Source organism: Amycolatopsis sp. NPDC003861, assembly GCF_053605405.1.
Genome location: NZ_JBSGJD010000202.1, coordinates 1 through 18908, shown reverse-complemented (window position 1 = coordinate 18908; position 18908 = coordinate 1). Strand labels below are relative to the sequence as shown.

At 72.3% G+C, this 18908-nt stretch carries 21 protein-coding genes; 12 read left to right on the top strand and 9 right to left on the bottom strand.

Annotated features, from left to right (window positions below; translation table 11 throughout):
• Nucleotides 1-561 precede the first annotated feature (561 nt).
• The 3 genes from ACWEVN_RS35765 to ACWEVN_RS35755 all read left to right on the top strand — a co-directional run bounded on the left by ACWEVN_RS35765 (nucleotide 562) and on the right by ACWEVN_RS35755 (nucleotide 2941).
• A complete protein-coding gene (locus ACWEVN_RS35765; RefSeq protein WP_449681493.1) occupies nucleotides 562-1266 on the top strand; it encodes a lysophospholipid acyltransferase family protein in 705 nt (234 codons plus the stop codon).
• On the top strand, nucleotides 1266-2282 hold the full coding sequence (locus ACWEVN_RS35760) for an NAD(P)H-dependent glycerol-3-phosphate dehydrogenase (RefSeq protein WP_452054218.1): 1017 nt from the start codon (nucleotides 1266-1268) through the stop codon (nucleotides 2280-2282). The genes ACWEVN_RS35765 and ACWEVN_RS35760 overlap by 1 nt, the downstream gene beginning before the upstream one ends.
• Before the next feature lie 179 nt (nucleotides 2283-2461).
• A complete protein-coding gene (locus ACWEVN_RS35755; RefSeq protein ID WP_310974639.1) occupies nucleotides 2462-2941 on the top strand; it encodes a cysteine dioxygenase in 480 nt (159 codons plus the stop codon).
• On the opposite strand, the gene ACWEVN_RS35750 is transcribed toward ACWEVN_RS35755, so the two are convergent.
• The 5 genes from ACWEVN_RS35750 to ACWEVN_RS35730 all read right to left on the bottom strand — a co-directional run bounded on the left by ACWEVN_RS35750 (nucleotide 2942) and on the right by ACWEVN_RS35730 (nucleotide 6967).
• A complete protein-coding gene (locus ACWEVN_RS35750; RefSeq protein ID WP_452054217.1) occupies nucleotides 2942-3925 on the bottom strand; it encodes an asparaginase in 984 nt (327 codons plus the stop codon). It lies immediately after the preceding gene.
• Between the two features lie 23 nt (nucleotides 3926-3948).
• Nucleotides 3949-4332 carry a VOC family protein gene (locus tag ACWEVN_RS35745; protein WP_452054216.1) on the bottom strand — a complete coding sequence of 128 codons (384 nt, stop codon included), beginning with the start codon at nucleotides 4330-4332 and terminating at the stop codon, nucleotides 3949-3951.
• A 62-nt stretch (nucleotides 4333-4394) separates the two neighbouring features.
• On the bottom strand, nucleotides 4395-5135 hold the full coding sequence (locus ACWEVN_RS35740) for an FAD:protein FMN transferase (RefSeq protein ID WP_449681489.1): 741 nt from the start codon (nucleotides 5133-5135) through the stop codon (nucleotides 4395-4397).
• Nucleotides 5132-5611 (bottom strand): FMN-binding protein, encoded by a 480-nt coding sequence (locus tag ACWEVN_RS35735; protein ID WP_449681488.1) that lies wholly within the window; start codon nucleotides 5609-5611, stop codon nucleotides 5132-5134. Before ACWEVN_RS35735 ends, ACWEVN_RS35740 begins: the two co-directional genes overlap by 4 nt.
• A gap of 9 nt (nucleotides 5612-5620) precedes the next feature.
• The gene (locus tag ACWEVN_RS35730) at nucleotides 5621-6967 is read right to left on the bottom strand and encodes a ferredoxin reductase family protein (RefSeq protein ID WP_449681643.1); all 1347 of its coding nucleotides are present in this window, start codon (nucleotides 6965-6967) and stop codon (nucleotides 5621-5623) included.
• Between the two features lie 146 nt (nucleotides 6968-7113).
• Between ACWEVN_RS35730 and ACWEVN_RS35725 the strand changes: the two genes are divergently transcribed.
• A complete protein-coding gene (locus tag ACWEVN_RS35725; protein ID WP_449681642.1) occupies nucleotides 7114-7827 on the top strand; it encodes a response regulator transcription factor in 714 nt (237 codons plus the stop codon).
• Nucleotides 7824-9251: a sensor histidine kinase gene (locus tag ACWEVN_RS35720; protein WP_452054215.1), complete on the top strand. Its 1428-nt coding sequence runs from the start codon at nucleotides 7824-7826 to the stop codon at nucleotides 9249-9251. Before ACWEVN_RS35725 ends, ACWEVN_RS35720 begins: the two co-directional genes overlap by 4 nt.
• Before the next feature lie 25 nt (nucleotides 9252-9276).
• Here ACWEVN_RS35720 and ACWEVN_RS35715 read toward each other — a convergent pair whose 3' ends face one another.
• Nucleotides 9277-9924, bottom strand: a complete 648-nt coding sequence (locus ACWEVN_RS35715; protein WP_452054214.1) for a pyridoxamine 5'-phosphate oxidase family protein — start codon at nucleotides 9922-9924, stop codon at nucleotides 9277-9279.
• Between the two features lie 87 nt (nucleotides 9925-10011).
• Here ACWEVN_RS35715 and pdxR point away from each other — a divergent pair, with 87 nt between their 5' ends.
• Both pdxR and ACWEVN_RS35705 read left to right on the top strand, forming a co-directional pair.
• Nucleotides 10012-11388, top strand: a complete 1377-nt coding sequence (gene pdxR, locus ACWEVN_RS35710) for a MocR-like pyridoxine biosynthesis transcription factor PdxR (protein WP_452054213.1) — start codon at nucleotides 10012-10014, stop codon at nucleotides 11386-11388.
• A 678-nt stretch (nucleotides 11389-12066) separates the two neighbouring features.
• Nucleotides 12067-13161, top strand: a complete 1095-nt coding sequence (locus tag ACWEVN_RS35705; protein ID WP_452054212.1) for a D-alanine--D-alanine ligase family protein — start codon at nucleotides 12067-12069, stop codon at nucleotides 13159-13161.
• Here ACWEVN_RS35705 and ACWEVN_RS35700 read toward each other — a convergent pair.
• Together ACWEVN_RS35700 and ACWEVN_RS35695 are read right to left on the bottom strand one after the other, a co-directional pair.
• A complete protein-coding gene (locus ACWEVN_RS35700; RefSeq protein ID WP_449686926.1) occupies nucleotides 13158-13694 on the bottom strand; it encodes a DUF3515 domain-containing protein in 537 nt (178 codons plus the stop codon). The genes ACWEVN_RS35705 and ACWEVN_RS35700 overlap by 4 nt on opposite strands.
• A 19-nt stretch (nucleotides 13695-13713) precedes the next feature.
• Nucleotides 13714-13947, bottom strand: coding sequence for an Lrp/AsnC family transcriptional regulator (locus ACWEVN_RS35695; protein ID WP_003091994.1), 234 nt, complete (start codon nucleotides 13945-13947; stop codon nucleotides 13714-13716).
• A gap of 136 nt (nucleotides 13948-14083) precedes the next feature.
• On the opposite strand from ACWEVN_RS35695, the gene ACWEVN_RS35690 reads away from it, so the two are divergent.
• A complete protein-coding gene (locus tag ACWEVN_RS35690; RefSeq protein WP_449686925.1) occupies nucleotides 14084-15040 on the top strand; it encodes a thiamine-phosphate kinase in 957 nt (318 codons plus the stop codon).
• Nucleotides 15041-15056: 16 nt separating this feature from the next.
• Nucleotides 15057-15536: a GNAT family N-acetyltransferase gene (locus ACWEVN_RS35685; protein ID WP_449686924.1), complete on the top strand. Its 480-nt coding sequence runs from the start codon at nucleotides 15057-15059 to the stop codon at nucleotides 15534-15536.
• On the opposite strand, the gene ACWEVN_RS35680 is transcribed toward ACWEVN_RS35685, so the two are convergent.
• Complete coding sequence (locus tag ACWEVN_RS35680; protein ID WP_452054211.1) at nucleotides 15523-16719, bottom strand: glycoside hydrolase family 27 protein; 1197 nt, start codon at nucleotides 16717-16719, stop codon at nucleotides 15523-15525. The genes ACWEVN_RS35685 and ACWEVN_RS35680 overlap by 14 nt on opposite strands.
• A gap of 38 nt (nucleotides 16720-16757) precedes the next feature.
• On the opposite strand from ACWEVN_RS35680, the gene ACWEVN_RS35675 reads away from it, so the two are divergent.
• The 3 genes from ACWEVN_RS35675 to ACWEVN_RS35665 all read left to right on the top strand — a co-directional run bounded on the left by ACWEVN_RS35675 (nucleotide 16758) and on the right by ACWEVN_RS35665 (nucleotide 18829).
• A complete protein-coding gene (locus tag ACWEVN_RS35675; protein ID WP_449686922.1) occupies nucleotides 16758-17288 on the top strand; it encodes a gamma carbonic anhydrase family protein in 531 nt (176 codons plus the stop codon).
• Nucleotides 17289-17318: 30 nt separating this feature from the next.
• Nucleotides 17319-17996: a uracil-DNA glycosylase gene (locus ACWEVN_RS35670; RefSeq protein ID WP_449686921.1), complete on the top strand. Its 678-nt coding sequence runs from the start codon at nucleotides 17319-17321 to the stop codon at nucleotides 17994-17996.
• 65 nt (nucleotides 17997-18061) lie between these two features.
• Complete coding sequence (locus ACWEVN_RS35665; protein ID WP_452054210.1) at nucleotides 18062-18829, top strand: alpha/beta fold hydrolase; 768 nt, start codon at nucleotides 18062-18064, stop codon at nucleotides 18827-18829.
• The last annotated feature ends 79 nt before the right edge of the window (nucleotides 18830-18908 follow it).

The following is an 18908-nucleotide window of genomic DNA, read 5'->3' as shown; positions in this document are numbered from 1 at the left end:
TGCCGGGTCAAGGCACGCTTTCCCGCCTTGACCCGGCACCACCGTCCGTAGTGACAATTCAGGCTTCGGGGTGGTGGGCACCGAGCTGATTGGCGGGCTCGGTGGGGCGGGTGCTTCCTGCCCAGGCGATGAGCTCGCTGGAACCGGCCCGAGCCTCGGCGAGGCGGCGAGGGTTGCGGGCCTCGGGGACCCCGCACCAACAGACTGTGCCGGGCTCTGGCTGCGGAAGGGCGGGCTGTGCGTTGGCGGCCCGGGGCCAGGCTGAGCCGACCCTCGCCGGGGGGCGGCCCGGCCCGGCCCGACCCTCGCCGGGGGGCGGCCCGGCCCGGCTCGGCCCGGCCCGGCTCGGCCCGGCCCGGCTCGGCCCGGCCCGGCGGCTCGGCTCGGCCCGGCGGCTCGGCTCGGGTCGACCCGGCACGGCACGGCCCGGCTTGGCTCGGCCCACCCCCGAAAAGCACCCCCGGCCTGGCCGACAACCCACCGAACCGACCCTCCCTGGACCGGACCGGACCCGGCGCGGCAGGATCAACCCCCGGATGTGACGTGAGCTAGGAGGACATCGTGGCCCGGCGTGAGAAGGGCGGCTTCTGGGTGGGGTTCGCCGCCGTACTGTTCTACCCGCTCACCGGTATTGCGCGGCGGGTCTACGTCGGGGCCGAGAAGATTCCGCGGCAAGGGCCCGCTCTGCTCGTCATGAACCACATCTCGCACCTCGATCCCGCCGTCGACGCCGTCTTCGTGCACCGGCAGAAGCGGGTTCCCCGGTTCCTCTTCAAGGAGAGCCTGCTGCGCGCTCCGGTCCTCGGCCCGATCGTCGGCGGGTCCGGGCAGATCCCCGTCTCGCGGGGGTCGGCCGCCGCCGGGGACAGTCTCAAGGCTGCCCACCAGGCCCTCGAAGACGGCAAGATCGTCGTCATCTACCCCGAGGGCACCATCACCAAGGACCCGGCCGGCTGGCCGAAGGAGTCCTTCACCGGCGCCGCGCGGCTCGCGCTGCAGAACGACGTCCCCATCATCCCCGTCGCCCGGTGGGGCACCAGCCAGATCTTCAACGGCTACACGAAGAAGTTCACGCCGTTCCCGCGCAAGACGATCACCCACTCCGTCGGCGACCCGATCGACCTGTCCGCCTACCGCGGCGGCAACACCCGCAGCGCCACGAAACTCCGCGAAGTCACCAAGGTCATGATGGACGAGGTGACCCGGCTCCTCGCCGAGATCCGGCACGAGGAACCGCCCGCCGCAAAGCCGGAAGACCCCGCCTGATGCGCGCCGACGTGCAGCGGGTCACCGTGCTCGGGGCCGGCTCGTGGGGCACCGCCTTCGCCAAGGTGCTCGGCGACGCCGGCCGGGACGTCACCGTGTGGGCGCGCCGCGAGCAGGTCGCCGAAGACATCCGGGACCGGCACACCAACAGCGCCTACCTGCCCGGCGTGACCCTGCCCGCGACCGTCACCGCCACCAGCGATCCCGCGGAAGCGACGAAAAGCGCCGAAGCCGTCGTCCTGGCCGTGCCCAGCCAGAGCCTGCGGGCCAACCTGACGGCGTGGCGCGGCCTGCTGCCGAAGGACGCCATCCTGGTCAGCCTGGCCAAGGGCGTCGAGCTCGGCACCCTCAAGCGGATGAGCGAGGTGATCGGCGAGATCGTCGGGATCGAACCCGACGAGGTCGTCGTCGTCACCGGGCCGAACCTGGCCAAGGAGATCGCCGCCGGGCAGCCGTCGGCCTCGGTGCTCGCCTGCGCCGACCACGAACGCGCCGTCGCGATCCAGCGGGCCTGCGCCAACTCCTACTTCCGCCCCTACACCAACACCGACGTCGTCGGCTGCGAGCTCGGCGGCGCCTGCAAGAACGTCATCGCGCTCAGCACCGGGATGGCCGCGGGCCTCGGCCTCGGCACCAACACGATGGCGACGCTCATCACCCGCGGCCTCGCCGAGATGGCCCGGCTCGGCGCGAAACTGGGCGCCGACCCGCTGACCTTCGCCGGGCTCGCCGGGGTCGGCGACCTGGTCGCGACCTGCTCGTCGCCGCTTTCGCGCAACCGCACCTTCGGCGAGCGCCTCGGCCGCGGGGAGACCCTCGAACAGGCGCAGGCGGCCGCCGGCGGGCAGGTCGCCGAGGGCGTCATGTCGTGCTCGTCGATCCGGGCGCTCGCCGTGAGCCTCGGGGTCGACATGCCGATCACCGACGCCATGCACCGCGTCTGCCACGAGGGCGTCGACCCCCGGCAGGCCGGCGCGGAGCTGCTCGGACGGTCCCAGAAACACGAATGGTCCTGATCCGTGGGACGGCTTGACCGGGAAGGACGCGGCTGCGACGCTGGTCGCATGTTCGCGTACGCCATGTCCGAGTCGCGGGGCCGCCTGAGCCTCCACTCGTGTGTGCGCGCGTGTCGCTGTTGTCGGTGAACCCAGCCCCGGCCCAGCTCGACACCCTTTTCTTTCCCGTGAGGACCCTCATGTTCGCCGTTCCGGACAACACCCTGCTGCGTCCCGAAAACCCCGCGCTGCGCCACCCCGTGCGCGTCGCCCTCGAGGTCGCCGCCGACCGCGACCGCTGGCGCCACCTGCTGCGCTACGACCCCGACGAGCGCTTCGCGACGCTGGTGTCGAAGGACGAGCAGCAGGAGGTGTGGCTGATGAGCTGGCTGCCCGGCCAGCGCACCGACCTGCACGACCACGCGTTCGCCAGTGGCGCGTTCACCGTGGTCGGCGGCCACCTGACCGAAGCCGTGGCGCGCCGCGCGCCGGACGGCCGCGCGGTCACCGAGCTGCACGCGCTGTCGGCGGGGCAGTCGCGGGTCTTCGGGCCCGGGTACGTGCACGAGGTCCGCAACGACGGCCCCGACCCGGCGATCTCCGTCCACGTCTACCGCGACGCCGGCCGCGCGATGCGCCCGTACCACCTGGACCCGGTCGAGGGGCCGATCCCGGACTGATCAGTCCAGGTCGCCGCGCGCCCGGAACTCCCGCTCGATCCGGGACCGGCCGGCACCGGACGCCAGCAGGGCGTGCAGCAGGATCCGCGACTTCCGCGCGTCGAGCCAGCCCGCCATGGTCGCGCCCATCGCGATGAGGCTCGACTCCGAGCCGTGGAAGCCGTACGTCGAGCGCAGCGTCGGGCCCGCGCCCGTCCGCGACGCGACGACCACCGGCAGCGACGGCACCAGCCGCGCGATAACGTCGGCCAGGCCCGACGACACGTGCCCCACGCCGGTCGCCGCGACCACCACGCCGCGCACGTCCGGCTGCGCGGCGGCGTGCTCCAGAAAGGCGCCCGAGTCGTCCAGACCTGCTTCCACGATCGGGACCAGGCCGCCGAAGTCGTCCCCGGACAGGGACGGCAGCCGCGGCGGTGATGGGTGGAACCAGTGCACCGCGTGCTCGACGACCATGCCCAGCGGTCCCGCCGGGGCCGACGAGAACGCGTCCAGGTGACTCGAATGCGCCTTCCGCACCCAGCGTGCCGCGTGGACGTCGTCGTTGAGCGTGACCAGCACTCCCCGGCCACGGCTGCGCGGGTCGGCCGCGACGGTCAGCGCGTTGCGCAGGTTCGCCGGGCCGTCCGGGCTGAACAGGCCGGCGTTGCGCATCGCCCCGGTGACGACCACCGGCGTCTCCGACGGCCAGTGCAGGTCCAGGAAGTACGCCGTTTCCTCCAGGGTGTCGGTGCCCTGGACGACGACGAAGCCGTCGGCGTCCTGGCGCAGGCCCCAGTCGCGGCAGCGCAGGAGGGTCGCGAAGTCCAGCGACGCGCTGCCGATCCCGGCCAGCGTCTCGGCCAGGACGTCCATCGGCAGGTCGCCGAGGCCGCCGAGCAGTTCGGCCGCGCCGAACCGCGGGACGGCGCCGCCGTCGCCGTCGCCCGGGGCCATCGAGATGGTGCCGCCCAGCGTGGCGACGGCGATCAGGGGACGTGCCATGAAGCCACCCTATTCAGCGGTTCTCAATCGGCCGTCGCCGCACGCTCGGCCGCGCTCCTCAGCACGCAGAACTCGTTGCCCTCCGGGTCGGCGAGGACCGCCCAGCCCGTGCCGTCCGGGTTGCGGCGGTCGTCGAACATCGTCGCGCCGAGGCCGAGGAGCCGCGCGACCTCCTCGTCGCGCGGGATGTCCGGCTGCAGGCACAGGTGCAGGCGGTTCTTCACCGTCTTCGGTTCGGGCACGCGCAGGAACAGCAGCGTCGTGCTGTCGTTCAGTTCGAAGCCCACCTCGTCGTCGCCGGGCTGGTCGGTGTCCGGGATCGGCTTTCCGGTGACCTGGCTCCAGAACTGGCACAACGTGTACGGGTCGGCACAGTCGACGGAGACGTTCAGCACGGACGACGGCATGGCACTCCTCGAAGTCGGATGCCGTCGAGTCTGGCCCAGCCGCGTCGCGAGGGCGAACCGATTTACGACGCCAGCGCCAGCCCCGCCGTGCGGTGCACGCGGCGGCTGTCGTCGACGATGAGGATCTCGCAGTCCGGCCGGTCGGCCGCCCAGGTGATGCCCTCCGCGCCCATCGCGAACGCCGCCGTGGCCAGCGCGTCCGCCGTCACCAGGTCGCCGGCCACCACGGTGACGCTCATCAGGCCGGTCGCCGGCGTTCCCGAACGGCCGTCGAGGATGTGAGAGCCGCGCTCGTAGGCCGCCGACGTCGCGATCGCGCCGTTGCGCGACTCCAGCACCGCGCACACCGCCAGGGGCTGCTCGGGGTGGCGCACCCCGACCCGCCATGGCCGGCCCGGCTCCGGTTCGCCCGCCGTGACGACGTCGCCGCCGGCGTTGAGGCAGAACGTCCCCGCGCCCTCGGCCTTGAGCATGTCGGCTGCGCGCTGCACCGCCCAGCCCTTGACGACCGCGCACGGGTCGAGGCCCCGCCCGGGCAGCCGCGCGCGGAACGCACCGCCGGAGAGCTGCTCGTAGTACGCGCAGAGCTCCAGCACCTCCAGGAGGTCGTCGCTGAGTTCCGCGGCCGTCAGCTCGCCGCGGTCGTACCGGCTGACCTCGCTGTCCTCCTTGAACGGGCTGAACCGCGCGTCGACGTCCCGGAACCACGCGAAGACGTCGTCGACGACCTCCGCGAAGTCCCCGTCGTCCCGCAGGTCGAGGGAGATCGGCAGGCCCATCACCTGTTCGACGCGGGTGGTCATCTCTTGCCCCGCGCGTCGATCGCGGCCTGCAGCGACGTCTTGTACGACTCGCTCGTCTCGGTCGCGCCGGTCACCGTGTCGATGTTCGCGCTCTGCGCCTGCATCGCCGCCTCCTGCAGCTTCGGCAGCGCGGTGACCGCCCGCCCGTGGTCCGGGGCCTGCAGCAGCGTGATCGCGGTGAGACGGCTGCCGGAGAACGTCACCTGGACCTGCACGATCCCGTACACACTGGACTCCGCGGTGCCCTGCGTGGTCACCACCCCGCCCGCCGGGTCCGAAGTGGACGGTCCGGGCGCCTTGTTGTCCGAAGAGGACGGTGCCGAGGGTGTCGCCGACGGCGCCGTGGAAAGCGGTGGTGCGGTGATCGCGGGCGGTGGCTGGGCGGCGGCGGTGTTCTGCACCGGTCCGGGTTCGAACCGCCAGACCGCGATGAACCCGGCGATCGACAGCGCGACGACGAAGATGGTCTTCTTCACAACGTTCCCCTAGGCCGCGAGACTGAAGCGTTCGGCGTGGACCTGGGAGTTCGGCACGCGCAGCTCGCGCAGGCTGCGCAGCACGGCCGAAGTCATCCCCGGCGGGCCGCAGACGAACACGTCCCGCTCGTGCACGTCCGGCACCATCATGTGCAGGTTCGCCGGCCCGAGCAGCACGCCGCGCGGGCCCACCGCCTGGTCCGGCCCGGTGAGCACGTTGACGACGGCGCCGCGCGCCTTGGCCAGTTCGTTCAGTTCCGGCAGCAGCACGGCGTCGGCCTGGTTGCGGACGCGGTAGAGCACCACGACGTGGCCGTCGATGTCCTCCAGCAGCGCGCGGATCGGCGTGATCCCGACCCCGCCCGCCACCAGCAGCGCGTCGGGCCGCCGCTGGTGGATCGTCGTGAACGCGCCGTACGGGCCCTCGGCGAACACGCGCGTCCCGATGGGCAGGTTGCGCAGCCCGGCGCTCGACTCGCCGAGCGCTTTCGCCGTCAGCCGCAGGGAACGGCCGTCCGGCGCGGCCGACAGCGAGAACGGATTGGCCTGCCACCAACGGTCCTTGGTCAGGAACCGCCACAGGAAGAACTGCCCCGCCTTGGCCGGCAGCTTGTCCAGGTGCCTGCCGGACATGTACACCGAAACGACGTCCGGGGATTCGGAAACCACCGCCGTGACACGCAGCTGGTGACGCAGGTTCCGCCACAGCGGCAGCACGACGCGCCCGGCGAGCACGGCGGCGCCGGCCCCGAGCCAGAGCGTCCACCAGTACGCCTTCGCCGCTTCCGTGCCGGCGAACGACTGGCCCAGCGCGATCTGGTGGGTGAACGCGAGCAGCACCGCGGCGTAGGTGTAGAGGTGGATGAAGTGCCACGTCTCGTAGGCGAGCCGCTTGCGCGCGAACTTCGCCGAAACGGCGCCGACGACGAGGATCACGGCGAAGGCGACCAGTGCCCGCAGGATGCCTTCGAGCGTGTTGGCCATTTCGACCAGTTCGTCGACGACGCCTTTGTCCGAAACCTCGGCATAGCCCATGGTGATGAACACCAGGTGCGCCAGCAGGGTCCACAGGAGCGTGAAGCCGGTCCACCGGTGCCAGGTGGTCAGCCGGTCCATCCCGAGCCGGCGGTCCAGCCAGGGCAACCGGGCCACCAGCAGCAACTGGAACGCCATCGCCAGCGCGCCGTAGAGGCCGGCGAGCCTGCCGATCGTGATCAGCACGTTCTGCGAAACCCCGGCCTGCACGAACAGGACGGTGACGGCGGCCACATTGGCGCCGAGGAAGAGGAAGAGGCCGGATTTCGCGGCGATCCGGGGGCGGATCGCCGGGCGCGCGGCCTCGACGGTCTGCGTCATGGTGCTCACACGGATCCCCCTTTGATTCGGTTCACAAGGCTAGCGTCGGCACCGAGCCTGTGGGGAGGCTTTGCCCCGACTGTCGGAATACTGTCGGCGGGTCCTCCGGGCACGCCGATCGGCGCGCGCCGGGAGATGATGCAGTGGTGCAGACCCCCGATCCCGTGCGCCTGCTCGTCGTCGACGACGAGCCGCACATCGCCGACCTCGTCGCCACCGTCGCCCGGTACGAGGGCTGGCAGGCGGTCACGGCCGGGACCGGCCAGGCGGCGCTGACCCGGGCCGCGGAGTTCGGGCCGGACATCGTCGTGCTCGACCTGATGCTGCCCGACCTCGACGGCTTCACCGTGCTCGACCGCCTGCGCGGCGGCGGCAACGCGGTGCCCGTGGTCTTCCTCACGGCCAAGGACGCGACGGCCGACCGGATCGCCGGGCTCACCCGCGGGGGTGACGACTACCTGGTGAAACCGTTCTCCGTCGAGGAGCTGATGGCGCGGCTGCGGGCGGTGCTGCGGCGCAGCGCCGGCGTCGCGAACCGGCCCGAAGCGCGCGGCGCCGTGCTGCGGGTCGGCGACCTGACCCTGGACGAGGACACCCGCGAGGTCCGCCGCGGCGACGTCTCGGCCGAGCTGACGCCGACCGAGTACGAGCTGCTGCGCTACCTGATGCGCCGCTCGCCCGCGGTGCTGACCAAGGCGCAGATCCTCGACCACGTCTGGGAATACGACTTCGGCGGCCGGTCCAACGTGGTGGAACTGGTCATATCGCACCTGCGGCGCAAAGTGGACGCGGGTGACGGCGAACCGCTGATCCACACGGTGCGCGGCGTCGGGTACGTCGTGCGGCAGGCCCACCGGTGACGCGCGCGGTCCGCCGGTGGTACTGGGCGTGGCAACGCACCCGCCTCGGCACCCGCATCACCCTCGGCCTCGGCGCGCTCGCGCTGGTCGTGTTCGCGGCCGTCGGCGTCACCACCGTCGGGATCATGCACGACTACCTCGACCGGCGGCTCGACGAACAGCTGTCCAAGAGCCAGAACACCCAGCTGCCGCTGCTGCGCGAAACGCACGGCTCGCCGCAGTCGGTGTACTCGTGGTACTCGGCGCTGTACCAGGTCCAGGGCGGGATCGCCGTCCCCGAGCCGGGCGGACGGCTGCCCGGCGACGCCAAGCAGCTGGCGAAGATCGCCGCCGAAGCGGTGACCGGCGACGTCACCCGCACCGTCTACCTGCACGACGACGGCCCGTACCGGGTGCGCGCCTGCCCGGTGGACCCCGATTCGGTGCTGCTGTCCGCCGCGCCGCAGCAGGACCTCGACGCCACGGTCCGGCAGCTGATCGGGGTCGAGGTCGGGGCGTTCGCGCTCGCGCTGGGCGTGCTGGTGGTCGTGGGACGGCTGGTGCTGCGCCGCGGCCTGCGCCCGCTGGCCGACATGGCCGGCACCGCGCACGACATCGCCTCCCACGACCTCACCGCCGACCCGGACCTGCCGGTGCGGGCGGCGGGCACCGGCGGCGGCGCCGAAGTCGAAGAGCTGCGGACGGCGTTCAACGTGATGCTGGCCCACATCGACACGTCACTGGCCGCGAAGACCGAAGCCACCGAGCGGCTGCGCCGGTTCGTCGCGGACGCCTCGCACGAACTGCGCACGCCGCTGACGTCGATCCACGGGTACGCCGACCTCTTCCGCTACGCGGCGGCGAACGAGCCGGCCGAGCGCGAGGCGCACCTGGCGAAGATCCGCGAGGAGACGGCCCGGATGACCGTGCTCGTCGACGACCTGCTGCTGCTGGCCCGGCTCGACGCGCGGGCGGCCGAGACGCCGCTGCGGCCCGAGCGCGTCGACCTGGCCGCGCTGGCCGGGGACGCGGCGGACGCGTTCGCCGCCGGCCGGCCCGACCACCCGCTGACCTCGGCGCTGTCGGCGGCCTTCGTGGACGCCGATCCGGTGCGGCTGCGGCAGGTGCTGGACAACCTGCTGGCCAATGCGGCTGTGCACACCCCACCCGGGACATCGGTGCACGTCTCGGTGGCGGCTTCGGGGGGTTTCGCCGTGGTGGAGGTCACCGACAGCGGGCCCGGCATCGCCCCGGCGGACCAGGAGCGGATCTTCGACCGGTTCTTCCGGGTGGACGACTCCCGCACCCGCGGCAACGGCGGCACCGGGCTGGGGCTGTCGGTGGTCCAGTCCTTGGTCACCGCGCACGGCGGCACCGTGGCGGTGTCCTCGGTGCCGGGCCGGACGACGTTCACGGTCCGGCTCCCGCTCGCCCGCCTGTCGTGAGTGATAAGGCGGGTTAGAACCCGCCTTACCACTCACGACCGGTGACGTGCGGAGGTGTCGTCCAGCCGGGGGAGAGGTCCGCGGACGGCTCGGGCGCGCCGTAGACGGTCCGCACCGGCAGGACGCCGGCCCAGGCGGTGTCGGCCTCGACGTCCTCCGGCTCGTCGTCCGGGCCCTCGGCGCGCATCTTCACCGACGCCTCGGCGAGGTCCAGGGCGAGCACGGACACCGCGGCGAACTCCTTCGCGTTGACCTCGCGCGCGTGCTCCCACGAGCCGGGCGCGAGGTGGTCGGTGAGCACTTTCAGGCCGTGCATCTTCGCTTCGGCGTCCAGGACCGGCTTCGCCTGGCCGAGGATGACGGCGCTGCGGTAGTTCATCGAGTGGTTGTTGACCGAGCGCGAGTAGACGATGCCGTCGAGGAGGGTGACGGTGACGCAGACGTCGAGGCCGTGCGCGGCGGTGCGGAGGCTGGCGGCGCCGGTCGAGCCGTGCAGGTAGAGCGTGTCGCCGTCGCGGCCGTAGCCGGTGGGAAGGACCAGCGGCACCCCGTCGCGGACGATCCCGAGGTGGCAGATCAGGCCTTCGTCCAGGACGGCGTGCAGCGCGGAGCGGTCGGTGACGGCGCGGTGCTTCTTGCGGCCGAGCGTGGTGCGGGGCGTGGTCGACAACATGCGACCAGCGTCTCCCGGCTCAGTGGCCTCGGAGAACGTCCACTTCTCGTACACTTGGGAAGTCCACTCTGCGTCGGGGGAGGTCCCGTGTCCGACACCGCGCTCCCGGTCAGCCTCGACCGTTCGGCGGTGACACCGCTGGCCGTGCAATTGGCGGACGCGTTGCGCGAGGCGGCGGCGAGTGGCCACCTGCGCGGCGGCGACCGCTTGCCGTCGACCCGGGCCCTGGCCGGCCGCCTCGGCGTCAGCCGCACGGTGACGTCGGCGGCGTACGAGCAGCTGCACGCCGAGGGCTGGATCGCCGGCCGGCACGGCTCCGGCACGTACGTGACGACGCCGCCTTCTTCCACGGCCTCGTCGGTCCCGGTGCCCGCGGTCGCGGCTCCCGAGGCGGCTGTGCCGTCGCTGCTGGACCTCGGCCCGGGCACACCGTGGGCGGCCGGGCTGGACCGAGCGGCCTGGCGCCGCGCCTGGCGGGCGGCGGCGGACCCGGAGCCATTGGTCCGGGCCCACCGGGCGGGCCTGCCGGAGTACCGCGCGGCGGTGTCGGAGCACCTCCTGCGCCACCGGGGGCTGGCGGCGGGCTCGGTCCTGGCGACCGGCGGAACGACGGCGGCGGTGGTCGAGCTGGCGGCGGCGGTGCTGGAGCGCGGGGACGTCGTCGCCGTCGAGGAGCCGGGGTACCAGCGCGCGGTGCAGGCGTTCCTGCGGGCGGGGATGCGGGTGGTGGGAGTGCCGGTGGATTCCGAGGGGCTGCGGCCGTCCGCGATCCCTCCGGATGCCCGGGCGGTGTATTGCTCCCCGGCCCACCAGTACCCGATGGGCAGCAGGCTGAGCGCGACCCGGCGGGTGTCACTGGTGGAGCGGGCACGTTCGTCCGCAATGCTGGTGATCGAGGACGACTACGACGGCGAGCTGCGGTTCGACGTGGCCCCGCTGCCGATGCTGGCCTCGCTGGCGCCAGACGTCGTGGTGCACCTGGGAACGACGTCGAAGATCCTCACCCCGACGCTGGGAGCGGGGTGGATGGTGGCACCGGAGGCGATCACGTCGGCGGTGCTGGCGTACCGCGACCTGACGGGAACACGCCCATCGCCGGCAGGGCAGCGGGTGCTGTACGAGTTCGCGAGGAACGGGGACCTGGGCCGTCACCTGCGGAAGTTGCGCCGGGAGATGGCGGAGCGGCGGACGTTGCTGGCGGGAGCATTGTCAGGGGCGGGGATCCCAGTACGGGGGGACGACGCGGGGGCGCACCTGGTGGTGCCGTTTTCATCGGCGGCGATGGAGGCCTCGGTGATCGGGGCGGCCGAGAGGCGCGGAATCCGACTGGACGGCCTGGCAAGGCATTTCACCGGAGAGCCTTCGGTATTCGGGGTGGCAATCGGCTACGCGGGCTGTTCCCGGGAGGCGTTGACGGCGGCGTTGCCGACACTGGTGGCGTTGCTGCGCGGAGGCTCGGGGTGACTTGCAGCTGCCGCACCGACCGAACGGAACGCGGACGCCCAAACCGGCACCCCACCCAGACCTCCCCCGCCACCCCGATCCGAAGCCAGCACGCGGACGGTGGTGCCGGGTCAAGGCACGCTTTCCCGCCTTGACGCGGTACCACCGTCCGTAGTGACAATCACGGCTTCGGGGTGGTGGGAACCGAGCTACTGGTCGCCCGAAGCGACCTGAAACCGCCCAACGCAGTCGAACCGCCGGGCAGAAACCCAGCCGGAAGCCCGGCCGCGGCAGCGACCGACTTCGCCGAAGCCGCAGCGGGAAGGCCAAGCGGGGAAGGCCATGCGGGGGGAGGGTCGAGCGGGGCGGGCCATGCGGGGGAGGGCCGAGCGGGACAGGCTAAGCGGGACGGGCCGAGCGGGGAGGCCAAGCGGAGGAAGTCGAGCGGCACAGGCTGCCCAGGGCGGGCTAAGCGGGGCGGGCCGAGCGGGGCGGGTTAAGCAGGGGAGGCCGAGCGGGGAGGCCAAGCGGGGCGGGCCGAGCGGGGAAGCCCCACCCGGGAAGGCCAAGCAAACCCACCGGCCCCTCGATGCACAAGACGTGCCACCCCCGTCACCGGTTGCGTTCACCGCTCACCACGCTCCACCCACCGCACCGGGCTCGGCTGTTCCCCGAGGTCACCGGGTACGGTGGCTCACCATGAGCGAGAAGATCCGGGTGGCCGTCGTGTTCGGTGGGCGTAGCAGCGAGCACACCATCTCGTGCCTTTCCGCCGGCAGTGTCCTGGCCCACCTCGATCCCGAGCGGTTCGAGGCCGTGCCCGTCGGGATCACGCGCGAAGGCCGGTGGGTGCTCGGCACCGGTGACTCCGCCCAGCTCGCCATCCGCGGCCGGGAGCTGCCCTCCGTCGACGGCGGGCAGGGGCTCGTCCTCGCCGGGGATCCGTCCAGCCAAGGGCTCGTCGCCGTGGAACCCGGGCGGGAAAGCGCGCTGCTCTCGCAGGTCGACGTCGTCTTCCCCGTCCTGCACGGGGCCTTCGGCGAAGACGGCACCATCCAGGGCCTGCTCGAACTCGCCGGCATCCCCTACGTCGGGCCCGGCGTGCTCGCCAGTGCCGCCGCCATGGACAAGGAAACCGCCAAGAAACTCCTGGCCGCCGAAGGGCTTCCGGTCGGCACCTACTTCGCGCTCAAGCGGGACCAGTCCACTTTGGACGAGCAGACCAAGGAAACCCTCGGTCTCCCCGTCTTCGTCAAGCCGTCGCGGGCGGGCAGCTCCGTCGGGATCTCGCGCGTCGCGGACTGGGCCGGGCTCGACGCCGCCGTCGAACTCGCCCGCGCGACCGATCCCAAGGTCCTCGTGGAGGCCGCCGTCGTCGGGCGGGAGGTCGAATGCGGTGTCCTCGAATTCCCCGACGGCCGCGTCGAAGCCTCGCTGCCCGCCGAGATCCGCGTGCTCTCCGAAGACGAAAACGCCTGGTACGACTTCGAAACCAAGTACCTCGGCGACGACGCCGAACTCGACATCCCCGCCAAGCTCGACGACGCCCTCACCGAGAAGCTGCGCGCGATGGCCGTCGAAGCCTTCCGGGCCCTCGATTGCCAGGGCCTCGCCCGCGTCGACTTCTTCGTCACCGAAGACCACGAGCTGATCATCAACGAGGTCAACACCATGCCGGGCTTCACGACGAAGTCCGCCTACCCGAAGATGTGGGAGGTCACCGGCATGGACTACGCCACGCTGCTGACCACCCTCGTCGAGACGGCCATCGCCCGCGGAACGGGACTGCGCTAGGAGAACCGCAGCGGCCGCGGAGGCAGCTTCGCGGCCACCGCGTCCGAAATGGCCTGCAGCGGCCCCGTCCCGGCGCTGTCCGGCACCGTCAGCGCCGCGTAGACCTCGCGGTCCACCACGTACCACGTCGACGCGCCCTCGCCCGGCACCTGCAGCCACTGCACCTTGTTCACCAGCCGCAGCTGCGCCGTCGGCGTCAGCTCCGGGGGCCGGTCGAGGCCGCACCGCAGCACCACGGGATCCGGGGAACCCCAGGCCACCGTGGCGGGCGGCGCCGGGGACGCCAGCGCACGCACCTTCAGCACCGTCCCGTTCGACGTCAGCTCGGTGGGCACCGCGCCCAGCAGCGTCGTGCAGCCCGGCGAACCCGCGGCAGGCGCCGGCACGGCGACCAACGGGAGCGGGCCTTCGGAATCCGCGGGGGACGGGCGGGTCAGCGCGAACACGGCGACGGCGACCGCCAGGGCCACGGCGAGCGCGGCCGCGGTGACGAGCACCACCCGGGGCGGCGCGCCGGTGTCGGAGTCAGGCACCCGACCATGACACCACTGGTCAGAGGTGGACCACCGGGCAGGTCAGCGTCCGGGTGATCCCTTCCACGTTCTGCACCTTCGCGACCACGAGCTGGCCCAGCTGGTCCACGTTGTCGGCGGCCGCGCGGACGATCACGTCGTACGGTCCGGTGACATCCTCCGAGCTGGTCACACCCGGGATGCTGGAGATCTCGGCAGCCACCGCGGCCGCCTTGCCGACCTCGGTCTGGATGAGGATGTATGCGTGGACCACGGCGCGCCCTTTCGTCGGGATCGAAAGCTCAAGGTAGGAACGTCTTCAGCAACGTATCGCCAGCTCACGGAAAAACATAGGGCATCCGACTATCGGTGATCGATCTTTGTCCCGGTAGAGAAAGCAGAGGTGACCGGTGTCACCGAACGACGGAACGGTCGCCGAGACCGGCGAGTTCGCGCTCATCCGAGCCGTCACCGAAGGACGGCGCCAGCCCCCGGGCACCCTGCTCGGCCCGGGGGACGACGCCGCCGTCGTCGCGGCCCCGGACGGCCGCGTGGTCGCCAGCACCGACGTGCTCGTCCAGGGCGTCCACTTCCGCCTGGACTGGTCCACGCCCGAGCACGTCGGGCGCAAGGCCGTCGCGGTCAACCTCGCCGACATCGCCGCCATGGGCGCCACCCCGACCACCGTCCTGGTCGGACTCGCCTGCCCGCCCGAGACACCCAGCGACGTCGTGAAGGGGCTCAGCGACGGCATGTGGGCCGAAGCCGACCGCGCCGGGATCGGCGTCTCCGGCGGCGACATGGTCCGCGCCGACCAGCTCGTGATCAGCGTCACGGCGCTGGGCGACCTCGGCGACCGCGAGCCGGTGACGCGCTCGGGCGCCCGGCCCGGCGACGTCGTCGCGGTCAACGGGCGGCTCGGCTGGGCGGCGGCCGGCCTGGCCGTGCTCGGCCGCGGCTTCCGGTCCCCGGTCGGCGTGGTCAACGCCCAGCGCTGCCCGGAACCGCCCTACGAAGCCGGGCCGCGGGCCGCGCTCGCCGGGGCCACGGCGATGATCGACGTCTCCGACGGCCTGCTCGCCGACCTGGGCCACCTCGGCGAGGCCTCCGGCGTCGGCATCGACGTCCGCACCGCCGACCTCGACGTCCCCGCCCGGCTCACCGAGGTCGGCGCCGCCCTCGGCGCGGACCCCCTGGACTGGGTGCTCACCGGCGGCGAGGACCACGCGCTGGCGGCCACCTTCCCGCCTTTCACCGAGCTCCCGGACGGCTGGCGCACGATCGGCGTCGTCACCATGGCCGGCTCCGGGATCACCGTCGACGGGAAACCGTTTTCGCGAGAAGGCGGATGGACGCACTGGCGCTGATCTAGGCTCCGGAAGCGTGAGAATCGTTCCAGTCCCCTACGACCACCCCGACGCGGCCAAGCTCATGGCCGCGGTGCAGCAGGTCTACGTCGAGCGCTACGGCAGCCAGGACGCCACCCCGATGAGCCCCGCGGACTTCGACCCGCCGGAAGGCGTGTTCCTCGTCGGCTACCAGGGCGAAGAAGCGGTCGCCTGCGGGGCGTGGCGCGCCCACGACGGCCCCGCGCCGGACTTCCGGGACGGCGACGCCGAGTTCAAGCGCATGTACGTCGCCGATTCCGCCCGCGGCCGCGGGTTCGCGCGGATGATCCTGTCCGAGCTGGAGCGCACGGCGGCGTTGTGCGGCCGCAAGCGCGCGGTCCTGGAAACCGGCACCAAGCAGCCGGAGGCCATCGCGCTCTACACGTCGTCGGGCTACGCCGAGATCCCGAAGTTCGGCGTCTACAAGGACGAGCCGGAAAGCCGCTGCTTTGGCAAGGACCTCACCTCGGCGTGAGCTTCAGCAGGGCCGCCGCGTGCGGCCGCAGGGTGGCCGCGACGTCCGTGCCGACGTCCTGGTGGGCCCACAGGTCCCGGACGGTCCACGACCCCGGGATCGACGCGGTGACGGTCGCGGTGGTGCTGCCGGTGTTCAGCAGCACCACCGCGAAACCGCCGTCGCTCAACGGTTTCCCCCACACCTGCCGGCCGGGACCCGCGGCGAGCCGCCGCCCCTGGCTGCCCGCGAAGTCCTGGTCGACGGCGATCGCTTCGGCGTTGCCCAGCGTCGCGAGGTCGGTGTCGCTCAGCTTCGCCGGGTCGGTGCCGGCGAACAGCGGCGCGTTCAAGACGGCCCAGACGCTGAAGTGCGCGCGGGATTCGTCGGCGGTCAGCGTGCCGTTGCCGACCTGGAGCATGTCCGGGTCGTTCCAGCCGCCGGGGGAGCCGCTGTGCGCGGCGACGCCGGCCTGCTGGTCGATCGTCGCGAGCACCGAATCCCAGGTCGGGACCAGGTCGTAGGTGGTGCGCCAGAGGTTCGCCACCGGCCGCGCCCAGGTCCACGGGCTGGAGACGCCGTACTCGGAGATCGCGTAGACGATCGGGCGCGGCAGCGCGGCCAGCTCGTCGCGCATCTTCTCGAACGCGGTCTTGCGGTCGAGGCCGTCGACGGTGTCGGCGTTGCACCAGTCGTACTTGAGGTAGTCGACGCCCCAGCGGTCGAACGTCTCGGCGTCCTGGCGTTCGTGGCCGAGCGAGCCGATGCCGGACGCCGGGTAGGCGTCGTTGGCCATCGCGCAGGTCCGGCTGCCGGGCACGGCGTAGATGCCGAACAGCAGGCCGCGCGAGTGCACGTAGTCGGCGAGCTCGGCGATGCCGTGCGGGAACCGCGCCGGATCCGGCTGCAGCGAGCCGTCGGCGGCCCGGGCCGGGGCCTGCCAGCAGTCGTCGACGACGACGTACTCGTAACCCGCGTCCCGCAGGCCGGTGTCCGCCAGCGCGTCGGCGGCCCGCTTGACGACGTCCTCGGTGAGGTCGTAGCAGCGGACCTGGTTCCAGCTGTTCCAGCCCATCGGCGGGGTGCCGGCCAGGCCGTTCGCGAGGGCCGGGGTGGCGACGGGCAGGCTGAGCAGCCACGTCAGCACGACGAGGAGGAACACGAGCGGGCTGGTTTTCGGCTTGGCGGCGATGGCGTGATCCAATCGCAGAACACGTGAAACCGCAGTCACCCGGAGGCGGCATGCCGATCTACGCACTCGGATCCCTCGAGCCGACGATCCACCCCGACGCCTACGTCCACCCGGACGCCACGGTCATCGGCGACGTCCGGATCGGCGCTCTCGCGTCGGTGTGGCCGCAGACCGTCCTGCGCGGCGACCACGGCTACATCGAGATCGGCGAGCGCTCGAACGTCCAGGACGGCTGCGTCGTGCACTGCACCGAGCGGCACCCGACGATCCTCGGGCCGTCGTCGGCGGTCGGCCACGCGGTGCACATCGAGGGCGCGACCATCGGCACCGGTTGCCTCATCGCGTCCGGTTCGGTGGTGCTGAACGGCTCGGTCGTCGAGGACGGCGGCATGGTCGGCGCGGGCGCGGTGCTGTCCTACGGCTCGCACGTCAAGACCGGCGAGATCGCCCTCGGCGTCCCGGGCAAGACACGGGAGAACAAGTCGTTCAGCGCGGAGAACATCGCCCTCGTCGTCGAGTCCTACGTCGAGCGCGGCCGCCGGTTCAAGGCGGAACTGAGGCGGCTCGACCCGCTCGGGTGACGCCGGCCACGCCCGGTAGGCTTGCGCGCCGTGACCGCACGACCGCTGCAGGACATCGTCGAGGCAGGCTGGGCGAAGGCCCTCGAACCGGTGGCGCCGCAGGTCGCCGCGATGGGGGAGTTCCTCCGCGCGGAGATCGCCGCGGGCCGCACCTACCTGCCGGCGGGTGAACACGTGCTGCGGGCGTTCAAGCAGCCGTTCCACGACGTCCGCGTGCTGATCGTCGGGCAGGACCCGTACCCGACGCCGGGCCACGCGGTCGGCTTGAGCTTCTCGGTGGCGCCGGACGTCCGGCCGATCCCGAAGAGCTTGATCAACATCTACAAGGAGTACACCGAGGACCTCGGCCACCCGCTGCCGGCCAACGGCGACCTGACGCCGTGGGCCGACCAGGGCGTCCTGCTGCTCAACCGGTCCCTGACCGTGGAGCCGGGGAAGTCGAACTCGCACCAGGGCAAGGGCTGGGAAGCGGTCACCGAGCAGGCGATCAAGGCCCTCGCGGCCCGGTCCGAGCCGATGGTGGCGATCCTGTGGGGCCGCAACGCGCGGAACCTGCGCCCGATGCTGGGCGACGTCCCGTGCATCGAGTCCGCGCACCCGAGCCCGCTCTCGGCGCACAACGGCTTCTTCGGGTCCCGGCCGTTCAGCCGGGCCAACCAGCTGCTGGAGCAGCAGGGTGCGGCGCCGGTCGACTGGAAACTCCCGTAGGTTCGGTGTCCGGATCGGGGTCGCGGCTCCGACCGAGGGGAAACGCACCCTTCCCGGAGGAAACCATGAACGTCACCTCGGCCGACGGCACGTCGATCTTCTTCGAGCAGCGCGGCGACGGCCCGCCGGTGATCCTGGTCGGCGGCGCCTTCAACGACCGGACGACCACGGTGGGCTTGGCCGAGGTCCTGGCCGGCGACTTCACGGTGGTCAACTACGACCGCCGAGGCCGCGGTGACTCCGGCGACGCCCCTTCGTATGCCGTCGAGCGCGAGATCGAGGACTTGGCGGCGCTGGTCGCCCACGTGGGCGGGACGGCGTCGGTGTTCGGGCACTCGTCGGGCGCGATCCTGGCCCTGGAGGCGGCCGCGGCGGGCATCGGCATCGATCGCCTGGTGGCGTACGAGCCGCCGTACGCGACGGACGAGCACCCGCGGGCCGACGTCGTGGCGGAGGTCCGGGCGCAGCTCGCGGCGGGCGACCGGGACGCCGCGGCGGCGACGTTCCTGCAGGTCGCGGGCACTCCGGCGGAGATGATCGAGGGGATGAAGCAGGCGCCGGTGTGGGGCTGGTTCACCGCGCTGGCGCACACGCTGCCGTACGACCTGACGATCTGCGGTCCGGACGCCCGGCCGCGGGCCTCCCTGGCCCGGATCGCGATCCCGACGTTGGTGATCGGCGGCGGCGCGAGCGACGACGCGCTCCAGTCAGGAGCCCGAGCGGCGGCCGAGGCGGTGCCGGACGCGCGTCACGAGGTCCTGGAGGGCCAGGACCACGGCGTGCTGCAGTTCCCGGAAGCCCTCCGCCCGCTCCTGCTCGACTTCCTGAAGTAGGTCACCCCTCAAGCGCCCCAATGTGGCGTTCGTTGCGTCCAACGCACCCAATGTGGCGTTCGGTGCGTCTGACGCACCG